Here is a 14,747-nt window from a genome sequence, read left to right on the forward strand (position 1 = left end):
ATTGGTCATGGCACTTCCCCTTCCACGGGAATCGGTGATCGCAACGTCACCACCGTGCCATGGCCGCTCGCCCCTCAGAGCAAGCGCCGTTCTCTCTCCAAAACTTTTTGCAGAACCTTCAGCACACTATCGGCTGCCGGCGAACCGCCGGATACCGGCCTCGGCGTACCGCGCCAGCGCGCGCATCTTTCGCCCGAGACACCGAACGGCTGAAAGGTCGGCTCAGCGCGCGTATTTCGCGCCAAACCCGAGAGCGACCAGGGAAAAGACGACAATCATGCCGGCAAAGGCCAGGCTTGCCACGGTCGCACCTGCCACCGTCGACAGAACGCCGATGCCGATGACCGGCAGCGCGTTGCCGCAAAAACAGCAGATGAAGAAGGCCGAGACGACTTCGGCGCGCCGGTCCGCCGGCGCGATCTCGTTCACCACTTGCAAGCCGCCGCGATAGCCGAGCGCTGCCGCCACGCCGCACAAGGCGGTCCCGGCAATCATTATGGCCATCGAGGCGAAGACCTGCGCCGCAACAATCAGCGCGACGGTTGGGATCATCAGCGCAAGCGCCGCGAACATCGCAGCTTGGCTCGAAAGACGTGCCGTCACTACAATGGTGGCGGCGGTCACGATTGCCAATTCAAAGAATAGAGCGCCGGCTTCGGCATGGTTGGTTACCTGCAGCTGCTGCGCCAAAATGCTCGGTGCGAGTGCTGCATAAAAGCCGACCAGCGCCATTGCGCCAAAGCCGGTCACCGCCGGCGCAACGAAACTTGCGCGGATGGCATCGGGCACGGAAAGCCGCGGCCGCATCGAAACGTCAGCCAGTTTCCCCGGCCGCGAAACGGTTTCCCGCGTGCGCCAGACCAGCAGGGTTACAGTCGCGAGCATCGCCAGGTAGACGACGAATGTCAGCCTGAGCGGCCAAGGCGCGTATTCGGCGAGCAACCCGGCCCCCAGCGCACCAAGGCCGAGACCGAGAAAATTGGTGCTGGTGGCAATCGTCGCCGCCTGTGACTTGTCGTCGGTCGGGAGCAATTCGGCGAGCCAGGCGGTGCCGGTGCCCGCGCCGACGCCGATTCCCAGTCCGCTCAGAATTCGGGCGATGTCGAGCCATGCGACATTTTCGGCGAACAGGAAAACCACCGCGCTGACCACGGCCACCGCCATCCCGGCCAATGCCATTGGACGGCGCCCGATGACATCGGACACACGCCCCAACATCAGCAGCGCCGCCAGATTGCCGATGACATAGACGGCGTAGACCAGCGTCAAAGTGATCTGCGAGAAGCCGAAGACCTGCTTGTAGATGATGTAAAGCGGCGTCAGCGCCGTGCTGCCGGCGAAAAGAGCCGCGATCATGGCGGCCACGGCGGCCGCTGCAGCACGGCCGCCGAGTCCGTAATCGCGCGTCATGACTTGAGCGTGAGCTGTCATTTTTTCAACCTTTGATAGCGTGATATTCGGGACCTGACACTCTAACGCCGTTTTCGCGTCAGCCGTTCCCCTCCCCCTTCTTGCTCCTGACAACTTGGCTTGCTCCTGACAACTTGGGCAGCTTTTGCCGGTAGCGCCGAGTGATATCCTCTTCTAACGTCAGAGGATTGTCAGGGGAGATTCATGGGCAAGGGACGAGTCGAGGCATTCACCGATGGCGTGGTCGCCATCATCATCACCATCATGGTGCTGGAATTGAAGGTGCCGCATGGCGAGGATTTTTCCGCGCTGGCACCAGTCTGGCCGATATTCCTCAGCTATGTGTTGTCCTTCATCAATGTCGGCATCTACTGGAATAATTTGCACAACATGTTCCATACCGTGCAGCGGGTCGACGGCCGCGTGCTGTGGGCGAACCTCAACCTGCTGTTCTGGCTATCGCTGATGCCGGCGACGACAGCCTTCATGGGTGAGAACCATTTCGCGCCGGTGCCGGTTGCCGTCTATGGCGTCGACCTGGCGCTCTGCGCCATCGGCTTCAACATCCTCACCATGGCCCTGCATCGACTGCACGGCAACGAGACCCTTTTCGCCAGGGCGTTGGGCAATGACCTCAAAGGAAAGATCTCGCTGGTCCTTTATCTTTCCGCCATCGCGCTGACCTTCGTCAATCACTGGATCGGTGTCGCGATCTATGTCCTGGTGGCGATGGTCTGGTTCGTGCCGGACAGGCGCTTCGAGCGGCTGATCGAGAAATAGGCCCCGTCTAGCCTCGCATTGCTTTCAGCTTTTCCGCTACCGAAGCGGCAAGGTCGGCGTAGCGCTCCTCCAGCCGCTCGGCCGCCTTGATCACTGAAAAATCATGGCCGAATTTTTCCAGCGCCATGCGCAGCTTTTCGACGAATTCGGCCTGTTTTTCGAGCGCCGAAAACAGCGTTTTCACTTGCGCTTCGCTGATGTCGGGATTGGCAAGCATTTGCGGCACCTCGCGGCTCATCTGGTCGCCGGTGGCGGTCTGTTCTTTCAGGATCTCGATCCAGTCGGTCAATCGTCAGGTCTCCTTTTCGATATCAGCATGCGCAGCGCCCGCCGATGCGGTCAACCCGAAGATGCCGGCACCGGCTTGCGCGAGCCTCTTTCCGCGCTAAGTTCGCCGCGGCCAGAACAGGAGAAAATCATGACCACCGACGCCGAGATCCAGACTTCCCTGCCCGCACTTGCCTCCGGCAATGTCGCTGTCATCACCGGCGCGGCCAGCGGCATCGGCCTTGCCGCGGCCAAACGGCTGGCGGCGATGGGCATGAAGATCGTGCTGGCCGATATCGGCGGCGCACGCCTCGATGAGGCCCGACGCGCCGTCGCCGCCATCGCCGGCGACAGCGCCGTGATTGCCATTGCCACCGACGTTTCGAAAGCCGCCGAGCTCGACCGCCTCGCCGAAAGGACATCCGGCACTTTCGGCGACGTGTCGCTGCTGATGAACAATGCCGGCGTCGGCAACAACCCCGGCAAGCCCTGGGAGAACCGTGACGCCTGGAAGCGACTGCTGGACATCAATTTCTGGGGCGTCGTCCATGGCGTCGAGGCCTTTGCGCCGCACATGCTGGCGGCGGGAAAGCCCGGCCTGATCGTCAACACCGGCTCCAAGCAAGGCATTACCACGCCGCCCGGCAACCTCGCCTACAACGTTTCCAAGGCGGGCGTGAAGACCTATACCGAAGGCCTGGCGTACGCGCTGCGCAACGAGCCGGGCGCCAGTGTCGCGGCGCATCTGCTTATCCCCGGGTTCACTTTTACCGGCCTGACCGAAGGCGCCGCCGAAAAGCCGGCCGGAGCCTGGACCGGCGAGCAGGTCATCGACTTCATGCTGGCCTCGCTACTGCGCGGCGATTTCTACATCCTGTGTCCCGATAACGAGGCGACCCGGTCCATGGACGAAAAGCGCATGGCCTGGGCGATTGGCGACATCATCGAGAACCGTCCTGCCCTGTCGCGCTGGCATCCGGACTACAAGGATGCTTTCACGGCATTCATGACACGCAGCGCATGATCCCGAACCGAAGATCACCGTAGCAAAGAATCGGATCCGATCTTCGCAGGTATGCGCCAGACCTTTATATCACGCCGCCGCATGCTTCTTCGTGTTCCGCTTCTTCGCCATGGCTTTCTCGGCTGCCAACTCGGCAAGCTTCTGATCATGCCGCTTCGCTGCCTGTTCGCATTTCTTGCGGATCTCTTCGACTTCGGTCTCAGTCAGGTGTTCGATACCGATGAAGGTGTTCTGGGCTGTGCTGACCCGGATCAATTCGTCGAGCTTCGCCTGGATCGCGGCGCCATCGCGGTTCTGGGTGTTCTGGATGAGAAACACCATCAGGAAGGTGACGACCGTCGTGCCGGTGTTGATGACGAGCTGCCAGGTGTCCGAAAAGCCGAACATCGGCCCGCTTGCCGCCCAGACGACGATGATCAGGAAACAGACGGCAAACGTCGGCGGCAGGCCGGCAAAATGGGCGACGTTGTTGGCGATCCTGGTGAAAAGCTTCTCAATCATTCAAACTCCCTCAACAGCCGGGCGACGAACCCGGACGGAAGCCGAGTTCATTGTGTCTGCAGAAACAGTTGGCAGCCGCTCCTGGTTCCCTCGTGGCGGAAGGTCGCGGGTACATTGTTGGAGGAGCAGATCGCGCAGGCCGTCGGACCGCTTGCAGATGCGCCCGAAGTCAGGCGGCGCCGTTTTCCCAGCGGTCGAGGAAAGCCTCGATGGGCAAGGCCTGCATGTCGGGAACTGCCCTGGCCAGTTTCTCGAGCGGCCAGTCCCACCAGGCAAGACGTTCGATCCGGGCCGCAGTTCCCGCGCTGAAGCGCTGCCGCAATGGCCTGGCCGGAACGCCGGCGACGATTGCATAGGCCGGCAGGTCTCGCGTCACCACCGCATTGGCACCGACGATCGCGCCGTTGCCGATCACTATGCCAGGCATGATCACGGCGCCATGGCCGATCCAGACATCATGGCCGATGCTGACGGCTCTCGCCCGCCGCCGGTCGCGGAATGCCTGATCGACACCCAGCCAGCGGAAGTACTCGTTGGGCCGATAGCTGATTTTGTGCTGCGTCAGCCGCTCGACCGGATGCTCCAGCGCATTGATGCGGCTGTTGGCGGCGATCGAGCAGAATTTGCCGATCGTCGTATAGATCGCCTCGGCGTGGCGCTCGAAGTAGGAGAAGTCGCCGACCGTCACCTCGCGCAGGATGACCCGCTCCCCGATCGACGCGTGGCGTCCAAGCTTGCACGCCTTCAGCTCCGCCGTCGGATGGATGCGCGGCTCGGGATCTTTCAGGACAAGGTGTTCGGGACGGTCCATGCGCGCGCTTTACGCCCGCGCGCATAGTCTCGCAAGCCGAGTGCAGCGCCGCGCATCCGTTTGGACGCGCCAAGGACCCCGTAGCACCTTCAGTCTCTATTTCGGCTTGCCGCTGGTCCACACCACGTTCTGGCCGTAGAGCGGCACGGTGGTGACCGACATTTTTGCCGAGCCATCCTGCACCTGGCGTGAATGCGACAGGTAGATCAGGGTCTCGTTGGCCTTGTCGTAGATGCGGTTCACCACCTGCTTCTTCCAGATCAGGCTGATGCCTTGCTTGAACACCTCCTCGCCGGCCTCGCTCATGTCGATGTCGCCAATGGTGATCGGCCCGGTCTGGCGGCAGGAGATCGAGGAATCGGACGGGTCCTCGAACCAGTTGCCTTTCTGCAGGCGGTCGATCACGCCACGGTCGAAATAGGAGACGTGGCAGGTCACGCCCTCGACCTTCGGATCCTTGATCGCCTCGACGATGATGTCGTTGCCGAGCCAATCGACGCCGACCTTGCCGACTTCCTCGGCGGCGGCCGCGCTGGCGCCAATGACAAGGCATGCGGCCAACGCGCCGCCAATCAGTTTTCGCAAAGAGGCCTCCTGCGGTTCGAATTTTGCCGACCTCAGGTGGGACGAACGGCAGCGCTTTGCAAGCAGATCGCCTCCCACAGGATTGCCGGTTGCGGCAACGCGACATCTTTGCGTCGGCGCGACCGAACCGCTAAGAGTGTTCGCCAAGCCAGGGCCTTCACGGCGCCAACCCGGCGCCCGATGGAAATAACGACGGACTTCACTGATGATGCGTTCAATTCTGGTCGGTATTCTCGTCCTGATGGCCGCCGGAATCGGCTGGCTCACCTTCGACTGGTACCGCGGACACTATGGCGGCGAGCCGTTCGGAGCACCTTTCACGCTGGTCGACCAGAAGGGCGCGCCGGTCACCGAAGCCGCCTTTCGCGGCCACCCCAGCGTCGTCTTCTTCGGCTTCACACATTGTCCGGAAGTCTGCCCGACCACGCTTTTCGAGTTGGCCGGCTGGCTGAAGACGATGGGCGACGACGGCAAGAACCTGCGTGCCTATTTCGTTACGGTCGACCCGGAGCGCGATACGCCCGAAATCATGAACACCTATGTCAGCAATTTCTCCGATCGCATCCTCGGCATATCAGGCGATCCCGACAAGGTCCACGCCATGGCCAAGTCCTTCAGCATCTACTGGAAGAAAGTCGACACGAACGACGGCGACTACACGATGGACCACACTGCTTCGGTGCTGCTGCTCAACGCCAAGGGCGATTTCGCCGGCACCATTGCCTATGGCGAAAGCCCGGATGCCGCCATCGCCAAGCTCAAACGGCTGGCGGCGGAAGGTTGACACATCCGGTAATGACGCAGACGCGTTTGTATTTCACCGCGGGCAAGATCGAGGCTGACCGCATCTTCGCGGCGCTCGGTGCGGCATTCGACGATGAGGGCCTGCCGATTGCGGTGCTCGAGGTCGACGAGGACCGCGACATCCACGAAGTATCGCTCTATGCCGACGACGACGTTGATGCGGTCGAGGCGCGGCTTAGGGACATCCTTGCCGGACTGTCGCTGTCGAAACCGATAGCGCGCGAAGCGCTGCCCGACATCGACTGGGTGGCGCGCTCGCTGGAGGGATTGAAGCCGGTGCGGGCCGGGCGCTTCTTCGTCCATGGCGCGCATGACCGCAGGAAGCGCCACAGCGGCGAGCTCGCCATCGAGATCGAGGCCGGCCTTGCTTTCGGCACCGGCCATCACGGCACCACCGCCGGCTGCCTCGAAATGCTGGAGCAGGTCGTACGGCGCGAACATCCGCGCAACGCGCTCGACCTTGGCACCGGCAGCGCGGTGCTCGCGATCGCAGCGGCCAGGCTTGCGCATATCCCGGTGCTGGCGACCGACATCGACCCGGTCGCCGTCAAGGTGGCCGCCGCCAATGCGCGGCTGAACCAGGTCAAGGGGCTCATTGAAACGGTGGCGGCGCCCGGTTTTCATCATCCGATCTTTGCCGCGCGTGCGCCCTTCGACCTGATCGTCGCCAACATATTGGCGCGGCCGCTGATGCGTCTGGCGCCGCAAATGGCCGGACATATCGCGCTCGGTGGCTCGATCGTTTTATCGGGCATCCTCGAGCGCCAGCGCGATGCGGTAATCGCGGCCTATGTCGCCCAGAAATTCCGGCACGTCCGCACCTTGCACCGCGGGGGCTGGGTGACGATTCACCTCAAGCGCTGAGGCGCAGCGCCTTCAACGCAAGCCGGAATCAACTCGGACCTAGCGCGAGTTCGCCGCTTTCTTCAGCTGTTCGCGATCGTAGCCGTGCGCTTTCAGCGTTTCGTCGTCAAAGCCAAGCAGAACGCCGCTCACATACCGGCTCGCTTCGCGCTGGCGAGCTTCGATCAGCGCTTTCACAGCGTTTCTGAAAAATCCGCGTCTAGGTGAAATCGTGGACATGACGGTCTCCTTTGCAGGGCAATAGGACTCTTTCCTCCACGTGAAGAAGGTAAGCCTTGCTGACGCTTTTTGAAATCGACGATTCTGCATGGCGTCCATGCGCAAAGAGACACGCAGCAACCGGGAATGATCGGTCCGAAAATCGATTCCGATTTTCGAAGTCATGCGCTACGGTCGCGCCAGCATTCGAGGAGAGCCGACATGTTCCAGACCTTCGATTCCGCCGGCGATCCGGCCGTTGGCAAGCCGCGCGTGGCAATGCTGCGCCAATGGTTGGCGGCGAACGGGCTGGATGGCTTCATTGTGCCCCGTGCCGACGAGCACCAGGGCGAATATGTCGCCGATCGCTCGGCACGGCTGAAATGGCTGACCGGCTTCAGCGGCTCGGCCGGAGTCGCCATTGTGCTTGGCGAGCGCGCCGTCATGTTTGTCGACGGGCGCTACACGCTGCAGGTGCGCCAGGAGGTCGATCTCGACATCTTTTCGATCGAGAGCCTTGTCGACAACCCGCCGGCCAACTGGATCAAGGACAATCTCGGCAAGGGCGTGCGACTTGGTTTCGATCCGTGGCTCCATACGATCAGTGACGTCAAGGCGCTGAAGGCCTCGGCCGAGAAATCAGGCGCGATACTGGTGCCGCTCGAAGAGAATCCAATCGACGCCATCTGGCAGGACCAGCCCGGGCCGCCACTGGGGCCGGTCGAGATCCACCCGATCGGCTTTGCCGGCGAACTGGCCAAGGACAAGCTGGTGCGGCTGGCGGCGGCCACCGAGAAGGACGGCGCCACCCATGCCGTACTGACCGACCCCTCCTCCATTGCCTGGGCGTTCGACATCCGTGGCGGCGACGTACCGCACACACCGCTGGCGCTCGGCTTTGCCGTGCTCGCCGCCGACGGCTCGCATCTGCTTTTCATGGACCAGCGCAAGTTTTCGCGCACCGTCGCGGCCTACCTGACGCAGCTCGCCGAATTGCACGAACCAGGTGAATTCGAAACGGCAATCGTCACCCGGGCCAAGGGCGGCGCAAAAATCGCGCTGGACCCGGTTCTCGCGGCGGACAAGCTCAGAATGCTGGTCGAGGATAATGGCGGCACCGTCATTGCCACGGCCGATCCGGCCCGCATTCCACGCGCAACAAAGAACAAAGCTGAGATCGCCGGCGCACGCGCCGCACATCGCCGCGACGGCGCCGCGGTCGCCAAGCTGCTGTGCTGGCTCGACCGCCAGAAGCCCGGCACGCTCGACGAAATCGCCGTTGTCACAAAGCTTGAGGAGACGCGCCGTCAGACCGGCGAAGAAACGCAGATGCCACTGCGCGACGTATCGTTCGATACCATCTCCGGCGCTGGTCCTAACGGAGCCATCATGCACTACCGCGTCTCCCGCGCCACCAATCGCAAACTGGAGCATGGGGAGCTGTTCCTGCTCGACTCCGGCGGACAGTACCAGGACGGCACCACCGACATCACCCGCACCGTGCCGATCGGCACGCCAACCGAGGAGATGCGCGAGCGCTTCACGCTGGTGCTGAAAGGCATGATCGGCATCTCCATGCTGCGCTTCCCCCAAGGCACGCGCGGCTCCGAAATCGATGCCGTGGCGCGCCTGGCGCTATGGAACCATGGCTGCGATTTCGCTCATGGCACCGGGCACGGTGTCGGCTCCTATCTCGCCGTGCATGAGGGCCCGCAGCGTATCGCCAAGACCGGTACCGAAAAGCTGCTGGCCGGCATGATCGTCTCCAACGAGCCCGGCTATTACAAGGAAGGTTCCTACGGCATCCGCATCGAGAACTTGATTCTGGTGACACCGGCCGAGGCAATCGAGGACGGCGACATCGCCATGCACGGCTTCGAGACACTGACGCTGGCGCCGATCGACAAGCGGCTGGTTCGATCGGACCTTTTAACCCGCGACGAGTTGCATTGGCTTGACGAATACCATGCGCGCGTACTGGCCGAGATCGGACCGATGCTCGACGGCGAAACGCTGGCCTGGCTGGAAAAGACAACCGCGCCGCTGCCGCACGACTTCAAGCAATAGCCGCGGCGGCAACGCCGGTTGACAGGCTTTGCTCCGCAAGCAGTCCCTGCAAAGCGGTGACGTTGGGAGAACCGGCTCCCTTGCGCCAGAACAACACCGTGACGGCATTGTCTTCGTCAGAGGGCAGTTCGTGCAGCTTTAGCCAGCGGCTTTCCGGGAAACCCGAAAGCACGCTTTTCGGCATCAGCGCTATGCCCATGCCAGCCACCACGCAACCAAGGATGGCATGGTATGAACCAAGCTCGATGGTTTTCTCGGCCATGAACCCTCTGCGCGCATACCATTGTTCCAGCCGCTTGCGGTGCGGACAGCCGTGCTCGAAGGCTATCATGGTTTTGGGCATGTCCAGGTGGTCTTCGACCGAAACGCACGATGCCGCCGAGACAATGACCAGCTGCTCGTGGAATGCCGGCAGCTTTTCGAACGGAACGTCAGCGATCGGCTCGGCGGCGAACGCTGCATCGAGCTCACCGGCAAGCATGGCGGTCGCGAGAACCTGCGGATTGCCGGTGCGCAACTGGATTTCCACTTCGGGATGCCGTGCATGGTATTCGGCGAGCAGACTTGGAAGCCGTGCCGCGGCGGTGCTCTCCATAGCACCTAGGCGAAGAGTGCCGCGCGGGCGTGGATCGAGCATCGCCGTTCGCGCCTCCTCCGCAAGCGCCAGCAGCCGATCCGCATAGCCAACCAGTCTGTGACCGGCCGGCGATACGTGCAGGCGCTTGCCCTCCCGGATAAACAGCTGCACGCCGAGATCCTCCTCGAGCTGCCGGATGCGTGTGGTCACGTTCGACTGCACGCGAAACAGTTTTTCCGCCGCCTTGGTGATTCCGCCCTCGCGCACCACCGTGCGGAAGATGCGCAGATCGGCCAAATCCATACATCTCTCCTGGAGAACATAACGATCTTAATTATTCATTTTAACTGATTATGCCTTTCCCGTAAATCGCCGGTGTAGCTGCCGATCAACACGGCAAACCAGGGGAGATGGAAATGTCGCGTGAGCCCTTCGGCATCCAGCCGATCGATCTAAGCGCATTGACGCCGAAGCAGCGCGAAGCGCTCTATAGCGACGCCGTGCGTGGCGCCCACCAGGAGAGAGCGGAGGCGATCCGGCTGAGCCTGTCGCGGGTCGGCGCGGCAATAGTCGCTGCGGTAAAGCGCATGTGTGCTCTCGCCGCCAAGGCAAAAGTCGATCAGCCGACGAGCTGCCGGGCGAGGATCAGCACGGCAGCACCCGCCAGGAACATCGCCATCAGGCCGCCACGCAGCGAGACCAGGCCGGCGACGATCAAGGCTGCCCATTCCGCCGGCCCGGCACTCACGGCCGCCGGCGCCACCAGCGTGGTCAGCACCGCCGCCGGAACGGCGCTGAGCCCGGCCTCGACGCGCGGATGGATATGGTCGAAGCGGGAGATCACCAGATGACCGCCGATGCGGGTCAGATAGGTCGCGATGGCAGCGGCGACGATGATCCACAAGGTCGTGCTCATCGCCGTGCCTCCACGCCGCTGTGGCGGGGCGGCAGGATGACGGCGAGCAGCACGCCGGCCAGCGCACCGATGGAGACATGCCAAGGCGAGCCGACCGTTTTGTAGGCAATGATGGAGGCGGCAGCGCTGGCGACGACCACCGGCAGCCACAGCGGCCGCTTGCGGAAGCTCATGACCAGGCCGAGAAAATAGATCGGCAGCAGGAAATCGATGCCCAGCGCATGGGTGTCGGGAATAAGCTTGCCGAACATCGCGCCGAGCGCGCTTTCGATGATCCAGAACACATAGACCGGCAGCCCAAGCCCCATATACCAGGTGAACCCGACGGTCTCGCCGGCCTCCGCCTTGCGCTCGGCCACCGCGAACTGCGGATCGGTCAGCACAAAATAGCCTATCGCCTGCTGCACCAGCGGCCAATGCGCAATGCGCCGGCCGATGCCAGCCGAATAGAGGACATGGCGAAAATTCACCGCGAAGATCGACAGCACGATCAGCCACGGAGCGACATGCTGGCCGAACAGCTCGATGCCCACCATCTGGCTGGCGCCGCCGAACACCGTTGCGCTCATCAGGAACGCTTCGAGCACGGAAAACCCGTTGTCGGCGGCGAGCGCCCCGAATAGTAATGCAAACGGCGCCGACGCCACCACGACGGGCATGCTGAGCCGCACGCCGTCCCAGAAATCGCTTTTCGCTCCGTTTTCGGAGATTGCTTCCGCCGACATCGATCGCTCCTTGGGAACGGCCGTATGTAGAGAGAGCGGCCCGGCTTGTCACACCAATTTGCTTGAGGCAAACGATCAGCGGAAATGATGGCTGAAGCGTCGCGGCAAGCTCCCTTCCGAGCCTAGCGCGGCGAAGCCTTGCCTTCGATCGCCCTGCCCCAGTCGAGCAGCGGTTTTGCCCGCATGGCGAAGTCGACAAGCTCGTCGACCAATCCAGCTCCGTAGATATTCGCCGGCTCGATTGCGTGCCGGACGGCAAAATGCCGGTTGCGGATCGCGGCAGCGAGATCGGGCTCGGCGATATGCTCGAAGCCGCGCGGCGTGCGCTTCATGCAGCCGTCCGGGTCGAACTCGAGGCCGTTCTTCTTCAGCGCCGCAACGAGGCTGCGGAATTCAGCGGACCGCTTCGCGATCGCGTTGCGCAGCGCCAGCAATAGCTCCGGTCCGGGCTGCCACCAGGCAACGGCGGCAAAGCAGCGCTCCAGCCCGATATGGACGTAAAACACGCCCTGTTCCATCTTGGTGCCGTCGGGCGAAAGGATCGCCGACAAATGCCGGTTATAAGGCCGTTTGTCCTTGGCGAAACGCACGTCGCGGTTAATCCGGAACAGCGACTTCTTGCGGTCGCCGCGCAGGCCGAGCCCCGCGGCCGTGAAGCGCTCGGAGAGCGTCTCGACCAGATCGCCGAAGGGATCGCGCAGGTCGCGCTCGAAAAGGTCGCGGTTTTCCAAAAACCACTCCCGGCTCTGATGAAAATCCAGCGCCTTGAGGAAGGGAATGGCCTTTTGCCCAAAACCGTTGAACGCAGCCGCCATCACCCGCCCTTGCCAATCCGCTGCAGCCAGGTGTCTTCGTCGATCACCTCGATGCCGAATTTGGTCGCCTCCTTCAGCTTGGAACCGGCGCCTGGCCCTGCCACCAGAAGATCGGTCTTCGCGGAAACCGAGCCGGCGACCTTCGCGCCGAGACGTTCGGCCATCGCCTTGGCCTCCGGGCGCGTCATCTTTTCCAGCGTGCCTGTAAACACGATTGTCTTGCCGGCGACCGCACTATCGGCTGAGACGTTCACAATGTACGGCTTCGGGTGGACCTGTGTGAGCAGCGCTTCAAGCACGGCGTCGTTGCGTTCATTGCCGAAGAAATCGCGAAGGGCGCCTATCACCGTATCGCCGATGCCGTTGATCGAAGGAAAAACGGTGTGTGGATCGGCTGCCGCTGCTGTCTCCTTGCCAATGCGGATCAACTCCTCGATCGTCGAGAACGTTCGGGCCAGCACAGCGGCCGTCGTTTCGCCGATATGGCGGATGCCCAGCGCAAAGATGAAGCGATCGAGTTCGGGTTCGCGGCGGGCGTCGATGGCAGCGAAGAGCTTGTCGAGGCCGTCATAGTTGCGTTCCTCGACGCTGCGTACATTCTTGCGCGTTTTGCCCGATGCGGCCTCGCGCTGCCTGGCCTGCTCCTCCCGTCGCTCCGCCAGCGCCTTGGTGACGGCGGGACGGCGGTCCCGGAGGGTGAAGATATCGGCGGCTGTCTTGACCAACCCGGCATTGAAGAACAGGTCTATGTTTTCAGCGCCCAGGCCTTCGATATCCATGGCGCCGCGCGACACAAAGTGGCGCAATCCTTCGACGGCCTGCGCAGGACAGATCAGTTCGCCGGTGCAACGTCGGCGGGAATCTTCCTTGCCGGTCTTCTCGTTGATCTCGCGCGTTGCCGGCGAGCCGCAGATCGGACATTTGTGCGGGAATTCGTAGGGCACCGCATCTGGCGGACGCTTGTCGGCTACGACGCTGACGATCTGCGGAATGACGTCCCCTGCCCGCTGGATGACCACCGTGTCGCCGATACGCACGTCATAGCCGTCGCGGATCGGCTGGCCGTTGCTGTCCAGACCCTTGATGTAGTCTTCGTTGTGAAGCGTGACATTTTCGACCACGACGCCGCCGACCGTGACGGGCGCAAGCCGGGCAACGGGCGCCAGCGTACCGGTACGGCCGACCTGAATGTCGATCCTGAGCACGGTCGTCATCGCCTGTTCGGCCGGAAATTTGTGAGCGATCGCCCAGCGTGGTTCGCCGGTGACAAAGCCCCATCTGCGCTGCAACTCCAATTGGTCGACCTTGTAGACGACGCCGTCGATGTCGTAGCCGAGCGATGAGCGCTGGGCCTCGATAAGGTGATAATGCGCGACCAGTTCCTCGACCGATTTTGCCCGGACCATCAGCGGACTGACCTTGAACCCCCACTCGGCGAATTTCTGCACGGAATCGTATTGGGTCGGAGCTGGATCCTTTGAAGTATAGCCCCAGGCGTAAGCAAAGAATTTAAGGTTGCGGCTGGCGGTAACTAACGGGTCCTTTTGGCGGAGCGACCCGGCCGCCGTGTTACGCGGATTGACGTAATCCTGGCCGCCTATCGCCGCCGAACGTTGCTTCAGCGCCTCGAATTCCGCGTAGGTCATATAGACCTCACCGCGTATTTCGATGACCTCGGGCCAGTCCGATCCCTTCAAGGTCTTGGGAATATCGGCGATGGTCTTGAGATTGGCGGTGATGTCCTCGCCGACGACGCCGTCGCCGCGCGTTGCTCCCTGCACGAACACACCGCCTTCATACCGCAGGGAAGCCGATAGCCCGTCGATCTTCGGCTCCGCCGTGAAGGCGATGTTCAGATCCTTGTCGCGATCAAAGAATCGCCGGCCCCGTTCGATGAAGTCCGCGACGTCCTGGTCGGTATAGGCCTTGGCGAGGCTGAGCATCGGCACCGCGTGGCGCACCTTGGCAAAACCTTCCGCCGGCGGCGCGCCGACCCTGCGTGAGGGCGAATCCTCGCGCACAAGATGCGGGAACCGCTGCTCGATGGCGAGGTTGCGCCGCGTCAGCGCGTCATATTCCGCATCCGTGATAATCGGCGCGTCCTCGCCATGGTAGCGCCGGTCGTGCTCGGCGATCTCCTGCGCCAACCGCTTCAACTCGCTTGCCGCCTCGCTTTCGCTGAGCGAATCGACTGGTTTTTCGTCCATGCACTGCTCCCTCCACGGTGGCGCGACACAATAGAACAGGATTCTCTCATGAGGGAGAGACCAGACACGGAAAATCATTCCTGAACAGCAGGATGGAGCCATATCCTGACTCAGGTCGCGAGCGCCGGAAACGAACTCGCCTGGAGCAATTCCAGGAAAAGTGTGAAACGGTTTTCCGTCCGGAATTGCGCAAACA

General features: G+C 62.4%; 17 protein-coding genes. 6 read left to right on the top strand and 11 right to left on the bottom strand.

The genetic code is table 11. From position 1 onward, the window contains the following. On the top strand, window positions 1-213 hold a 213-nt coding region (locus NKI58_RS18795; RefSeq protein WP_352853590.1), incomplete at its 5' end, for a hypothetical protein. A gap of 9 nt (window positions 214-222) precedes the next feature. On the opposite strand, the gene NKI58_RS18800 is transcribed toward NKI58_RS18795, so the two are convergent. Beyond that, window positions 223-1,431: an MFS transporter gene (locus tag NKI58_RS18800; RefSeq protein WP_352786616.1), complete on the bottom strand. Its 1,209-nt coding sequence runs from the start codon at window positions 1,429-1,431 to the stop codon at window positions 223-225. A gap of 183 nt (window positions 1,432-1,614) precedes the next feature. Between NKI58_RS18800 and NKI58_RS18805 the strand changes: the two genes are divergently transcribed. Further along, on the top strand, window positions 1,615-2,190 hold the full coding sequence (locus NKI58_RS18805; protein WP_352786617.1) for a TMEM175 family protein: 576 nt from the start codon (window positions 1,615-1,617) through the stop codon (window positions 2,188-2,190). A 7-nt stretch (window positions 2,191-2,197) separates the two neighbouring features. Here the strand turns inward: NKI58_RS18805 and NKI58_RS18810 are convergent, their stop codons facing one another. After that, a complete protein-coding gene (locus tag NKI58_RS18810; protein WP_029351415.1) occupies window positions 2,198-2,479 on the bottom strand; it encodes a hypothetical protein in 282 nt (93 codons plus the stop codon). 129 nt (window positions 2,480-2,608) lie between these two features. Here NKI58_RS18810 and NKI58_RS18815 point away from each other — a divergent pair, with 129 nt between their 5' ends. Beyond that, window positions 2,609-3,481, top strand: a complete 873-nt coding sequence (locus NKI58_RS18815; protein WP_352786618.1) for an SDR family NAD(P)-dependent oxidoreductase — start codon at window positions 2,609-2,611, stop codon at window positions 3,479-3,481. Between the two features lie 69 nt (window positions 3,482-3,550). Here NKI58_RS18815 and NKI58_RS18820 read toward each other — a convergent pair whose 3' ends face one another. The 3 genes from NKI58_RS18820 to NKI58_RS18830 form a co-directional block, all read right to left on the bottom strand. After that, the gene (locus tag NKI58_RS18820) at window positions 3,551-3,982 is read right to left on the bottom strand and encodes a low affinity iron permease family protein (protein ID WP_031211766.1); all 432 of its coding nucleotides are present in this window, start codon (window positions 3,980-3,982) and stop codon (window positions 3,551-3,553) included. Between the two features lie 169 nt (window positions 3,983-4,151). Continuing rightward, complete coding sequence (locus NKI58_RS18825) at window positions 4,152-4,793, bottom strand: DapH/DapD/GlmU-related protein (protein ID WP_352589494.1); 642 nt, start codon at window positions 4,791-4,793, stop codon at window positions 4,152-4,154. A gap of 96 nt (window positions 4,794-4,889) precedes the next feature. Then, window positions 4,890-5,378: a CreA family protein gene (locus NKI58_RS18830; RefSeq protein WP_352786619.1), complete on the bottom strand. Its 489-nt coding sequence runs from the start codon at window positions 5,376-5,378 to the stop codon at window positions 4,890-4,892. 205 nt (window positions 5,379-5,583) lie between these two features. Between NKI58_RS18830 and NKI58_RS18835 the strand changes: the two genes are divergently transcribed. Further along, window positions 5,584-6,162, top strand: coding sequence for an SCO family protein (locus NKI58_RS18835; RefSeq protein WP_352786620.1), 579 nt, complete (start codon window positions 5,584-5,586; stop codon window positions 6,160-6,162). 11 nt (window positions 6,163-6,173) lie between these two features. Continuing rightward, window positions 6,174-7,046: a 50S ribosomal protein L11 methyltransferase gene (locus tag NKI58_RS18840; RefSeq protein WP_352786621.1), complete on the top strand. Its 873-nt coding sequence runs from the start codon at window positions 6,174-6,176 to the stop codon at window positions 7,044-7,046. 39 nt (window positions 7,047-7,085) lie between these two features. Here NKI58_RS18840 and NKI58_RS18845 read toward each other — a convergent pair whose 3' ends face one another. Further along, complete coding sequence (locus NKI58_RS18845; RefSeq protein ID WP_031211768.1) at window positions 7,086-7,265, bottom strand: hypothetical protein; 180 nt, start codon at window positions 7,263-7,265, stop codon at window positions 7,086-7,088. Between the two features lie 201 nt (window positions 7,266-7,466). On the opposite strand from NKI58_RS18845, the gene NKI58_RS18850 reads away from it, so the two are divergent. Further along, a complete protein-coding gene (locus NKI58_RS18850; protein WP_352824925.1) occupies window positions 7,467-9,311 on the top strand; it encodes an aminopeptidase P family protein in 1,845 nt (614 codons plus the stop codon). Here the strand turns inward: NKI58_RS18850 and NKI58_RS18855 are convergent. The 5 genes from NKI58_RS18855 to ligA all read right to left on the bottom strand — a co-directional run bounded on the left by NKI58_RS18855 (window position 9,301) and on the right by ligA (window position 14,551). Continuing rightward, the gene (locus NKI58_RS18855; RefSeq protein ID WP_352786623.1) at window positions 9,301-10,191 is read right to left on the bottom strand and encodes a LysR family transcriptional regulator; all 891 of its coding nucleotides are present in this window, start codon (window positions 10,189-10,191) and stop codon (window positions 9,301-9,303) included. The genes NKI58_RS18850 and NKI58_RS18855 overlap by 11 nt on opposite strands. A 316-nt stretch (window positions 10,192-10,507) precedes the next feature. Beyond that, window positions 10,508-10,804: an AzlD family protein gene (locus tag NKI58_RS18860; RefSeq protein ID WP_352786624.1), complete on the bottom strand. Its 297-nt coding sequence runs from the start codon at window positions 10,802-10,804 to the stop codon at window positions 10,508-10,510. Continuing rightward, window positions 10,801-11,529 carry an AzlC family ABC transporter permease gene (locus NKI58_RS18865; RefSeq protein ID WP_352786625.1) on the bottom strand — a complete coding sequence of 243 codons (729 nt, stop codon included), beginning with the start codon at window positions 11,527-11,529 and terminating at the stop codon, window positions 10,801-10,803. The genes NKI58_RS18860 and NKI58_RS18865 overlap by 4 nt, the downstream gene beginning before the upstream one ends. Before the next feature lie 122 nt (window positions 11,530-11,651). Continuing rightward, window positions 11,652-12,344 (bottom strand): DUF2461 domain-containing protein, encoded by a 693-nt coding sequence (locus tag NKI58_RS18870; protein ID WP_352786626.1) that lies wholly within the window; start codon window positions 12,342-12,344, stop codon window positions 11,652-11,654. Further along, the gene (gene ligA / locus NKI58_RS18875; RefSeq protein WP_352786627.1) at window positions 12,344-14,551 is read right to left on the bottom strand and encodes an NAD-dependent DNA ligase LigA; all 2,208 of its coding nucleotides are present in this window, start codon (window positions 14,549-14,551) and stop codon (window positions 12,344-12,346) included. The genes NKI58_RS18870 and ligA overlap by 1 nt, the downstream gene beginning before the upstream one ends. Between the last annotated feature and the right edge of the window lie 196 nt (window positions 14,552-14,747).

Source organism: Mesorhizobium sp. M0522, assembly GCF_040321085.1.
Lineage (GTDB): Bacteria > Pseudomonadota > Alphaproteobacteria > Rhizobiales > Rhizobiaceae > Mesorhizobium.

Bases quoted from the DNA above. Each gene is read 5' to 3' on its own strand.
- NKI58_RS18865 (WP_352786625.1), bottom strand. From the start codon at position 11,529: ATGTCGGCGGAAGCAATCTCCGAAAACGGAGCGAAAAGCGATTTCTGG.
- NKI58_RS18800 (WP_352786616.1), bottom strand. From the start codon at position 1,431: ATGACAGCTCACGCTCAAGTCATGACGCGCGATTACGGACTCGGCGGC.
- NKI58_RS18820 (WP_031211766.1), bottom strand. From the start codon at position 3,982: ATGATTGAGAAGCTTTTCACCAGGATCGCCAACAACGTCGCCCATTTT.
- NKI58_RS18805 (WP_352786617.1), top strand. From the start codon at position 1,615: ATGGGCAAGGGACGAGTCGAGGCATTCACCGATGGCGTGGTCGCCATC.
- NKI58_RS18860 (WP_352786624.1), bottom strand. From the start codon at position 10,804: ATGAGCACGACCTTGTGGATCATCGTCGCCGCTGCCATCGCGACCTAT.
- NKI58_RS18825 (WP_352589494.1), bottom strand. From the start codon at position 4,793: ATGGACCGTCCCGAACACCTTGTCCTGAAAGATCCCGAGCCGCGCATC.
- NKI58_RS18870 (WP_352786626.1), bottom strand. From the start codon at position 12,344: ATGGCGGCTGCGTTCAACGGTTTTGGGCAAAAGGCCATTCCCTTCCTC.
- ligA (WP_352786627.1), bottom strand. From the start codon at position 14,551: ATGGACGAAAAACCAGTCGATTCGCTCAGCGAAAGCGAGGCGGCAAGC.
- NKI58_RS18835 (WP_352786620.1), top strand. From the start codon at position 5,584: ATGATGCGTTCAATTCTGGTCGGTATTCTCGTCCTGATGGCCGCCGGA.
- NKI58_RS18840 (WP_352786621.1), top strand. From the start codon at position 6,174: ATGACGCAGACGCGTTTGTATTTCACCGCGGGCAAGATCGAGGCTGAC.
- NKI58_RS18850 (WP_352824925.1), top strand. From the start codon at position 7,467: ATGTTCCAGACCTTCGATTCCGCCGGCGATCCGGCCGTTGGCAAGCCG.
- NKI58_RS18855 (WP_352786623.1), bottom strand. From the start codon at position 10,191: ATGGATTTGGCCGATCTGCGCATCTTCCGCACGGTGGTGCGCGAGGGC.
- NKI58_RS18845 (WP_031211768.1), bottom strand. From the start codon at position 7,265: ATGTCCACGATTTCACCTAGACGCGGATTTTTCAGAAACGCTGTGAAA.
- NKI58_RS18815 (WP_352786618.1), top strand. From the start codon at position 2,609: ATGACCACCGACGCCGAGATCCAGACTTCCCTGCCCGCACTTGCCTCC.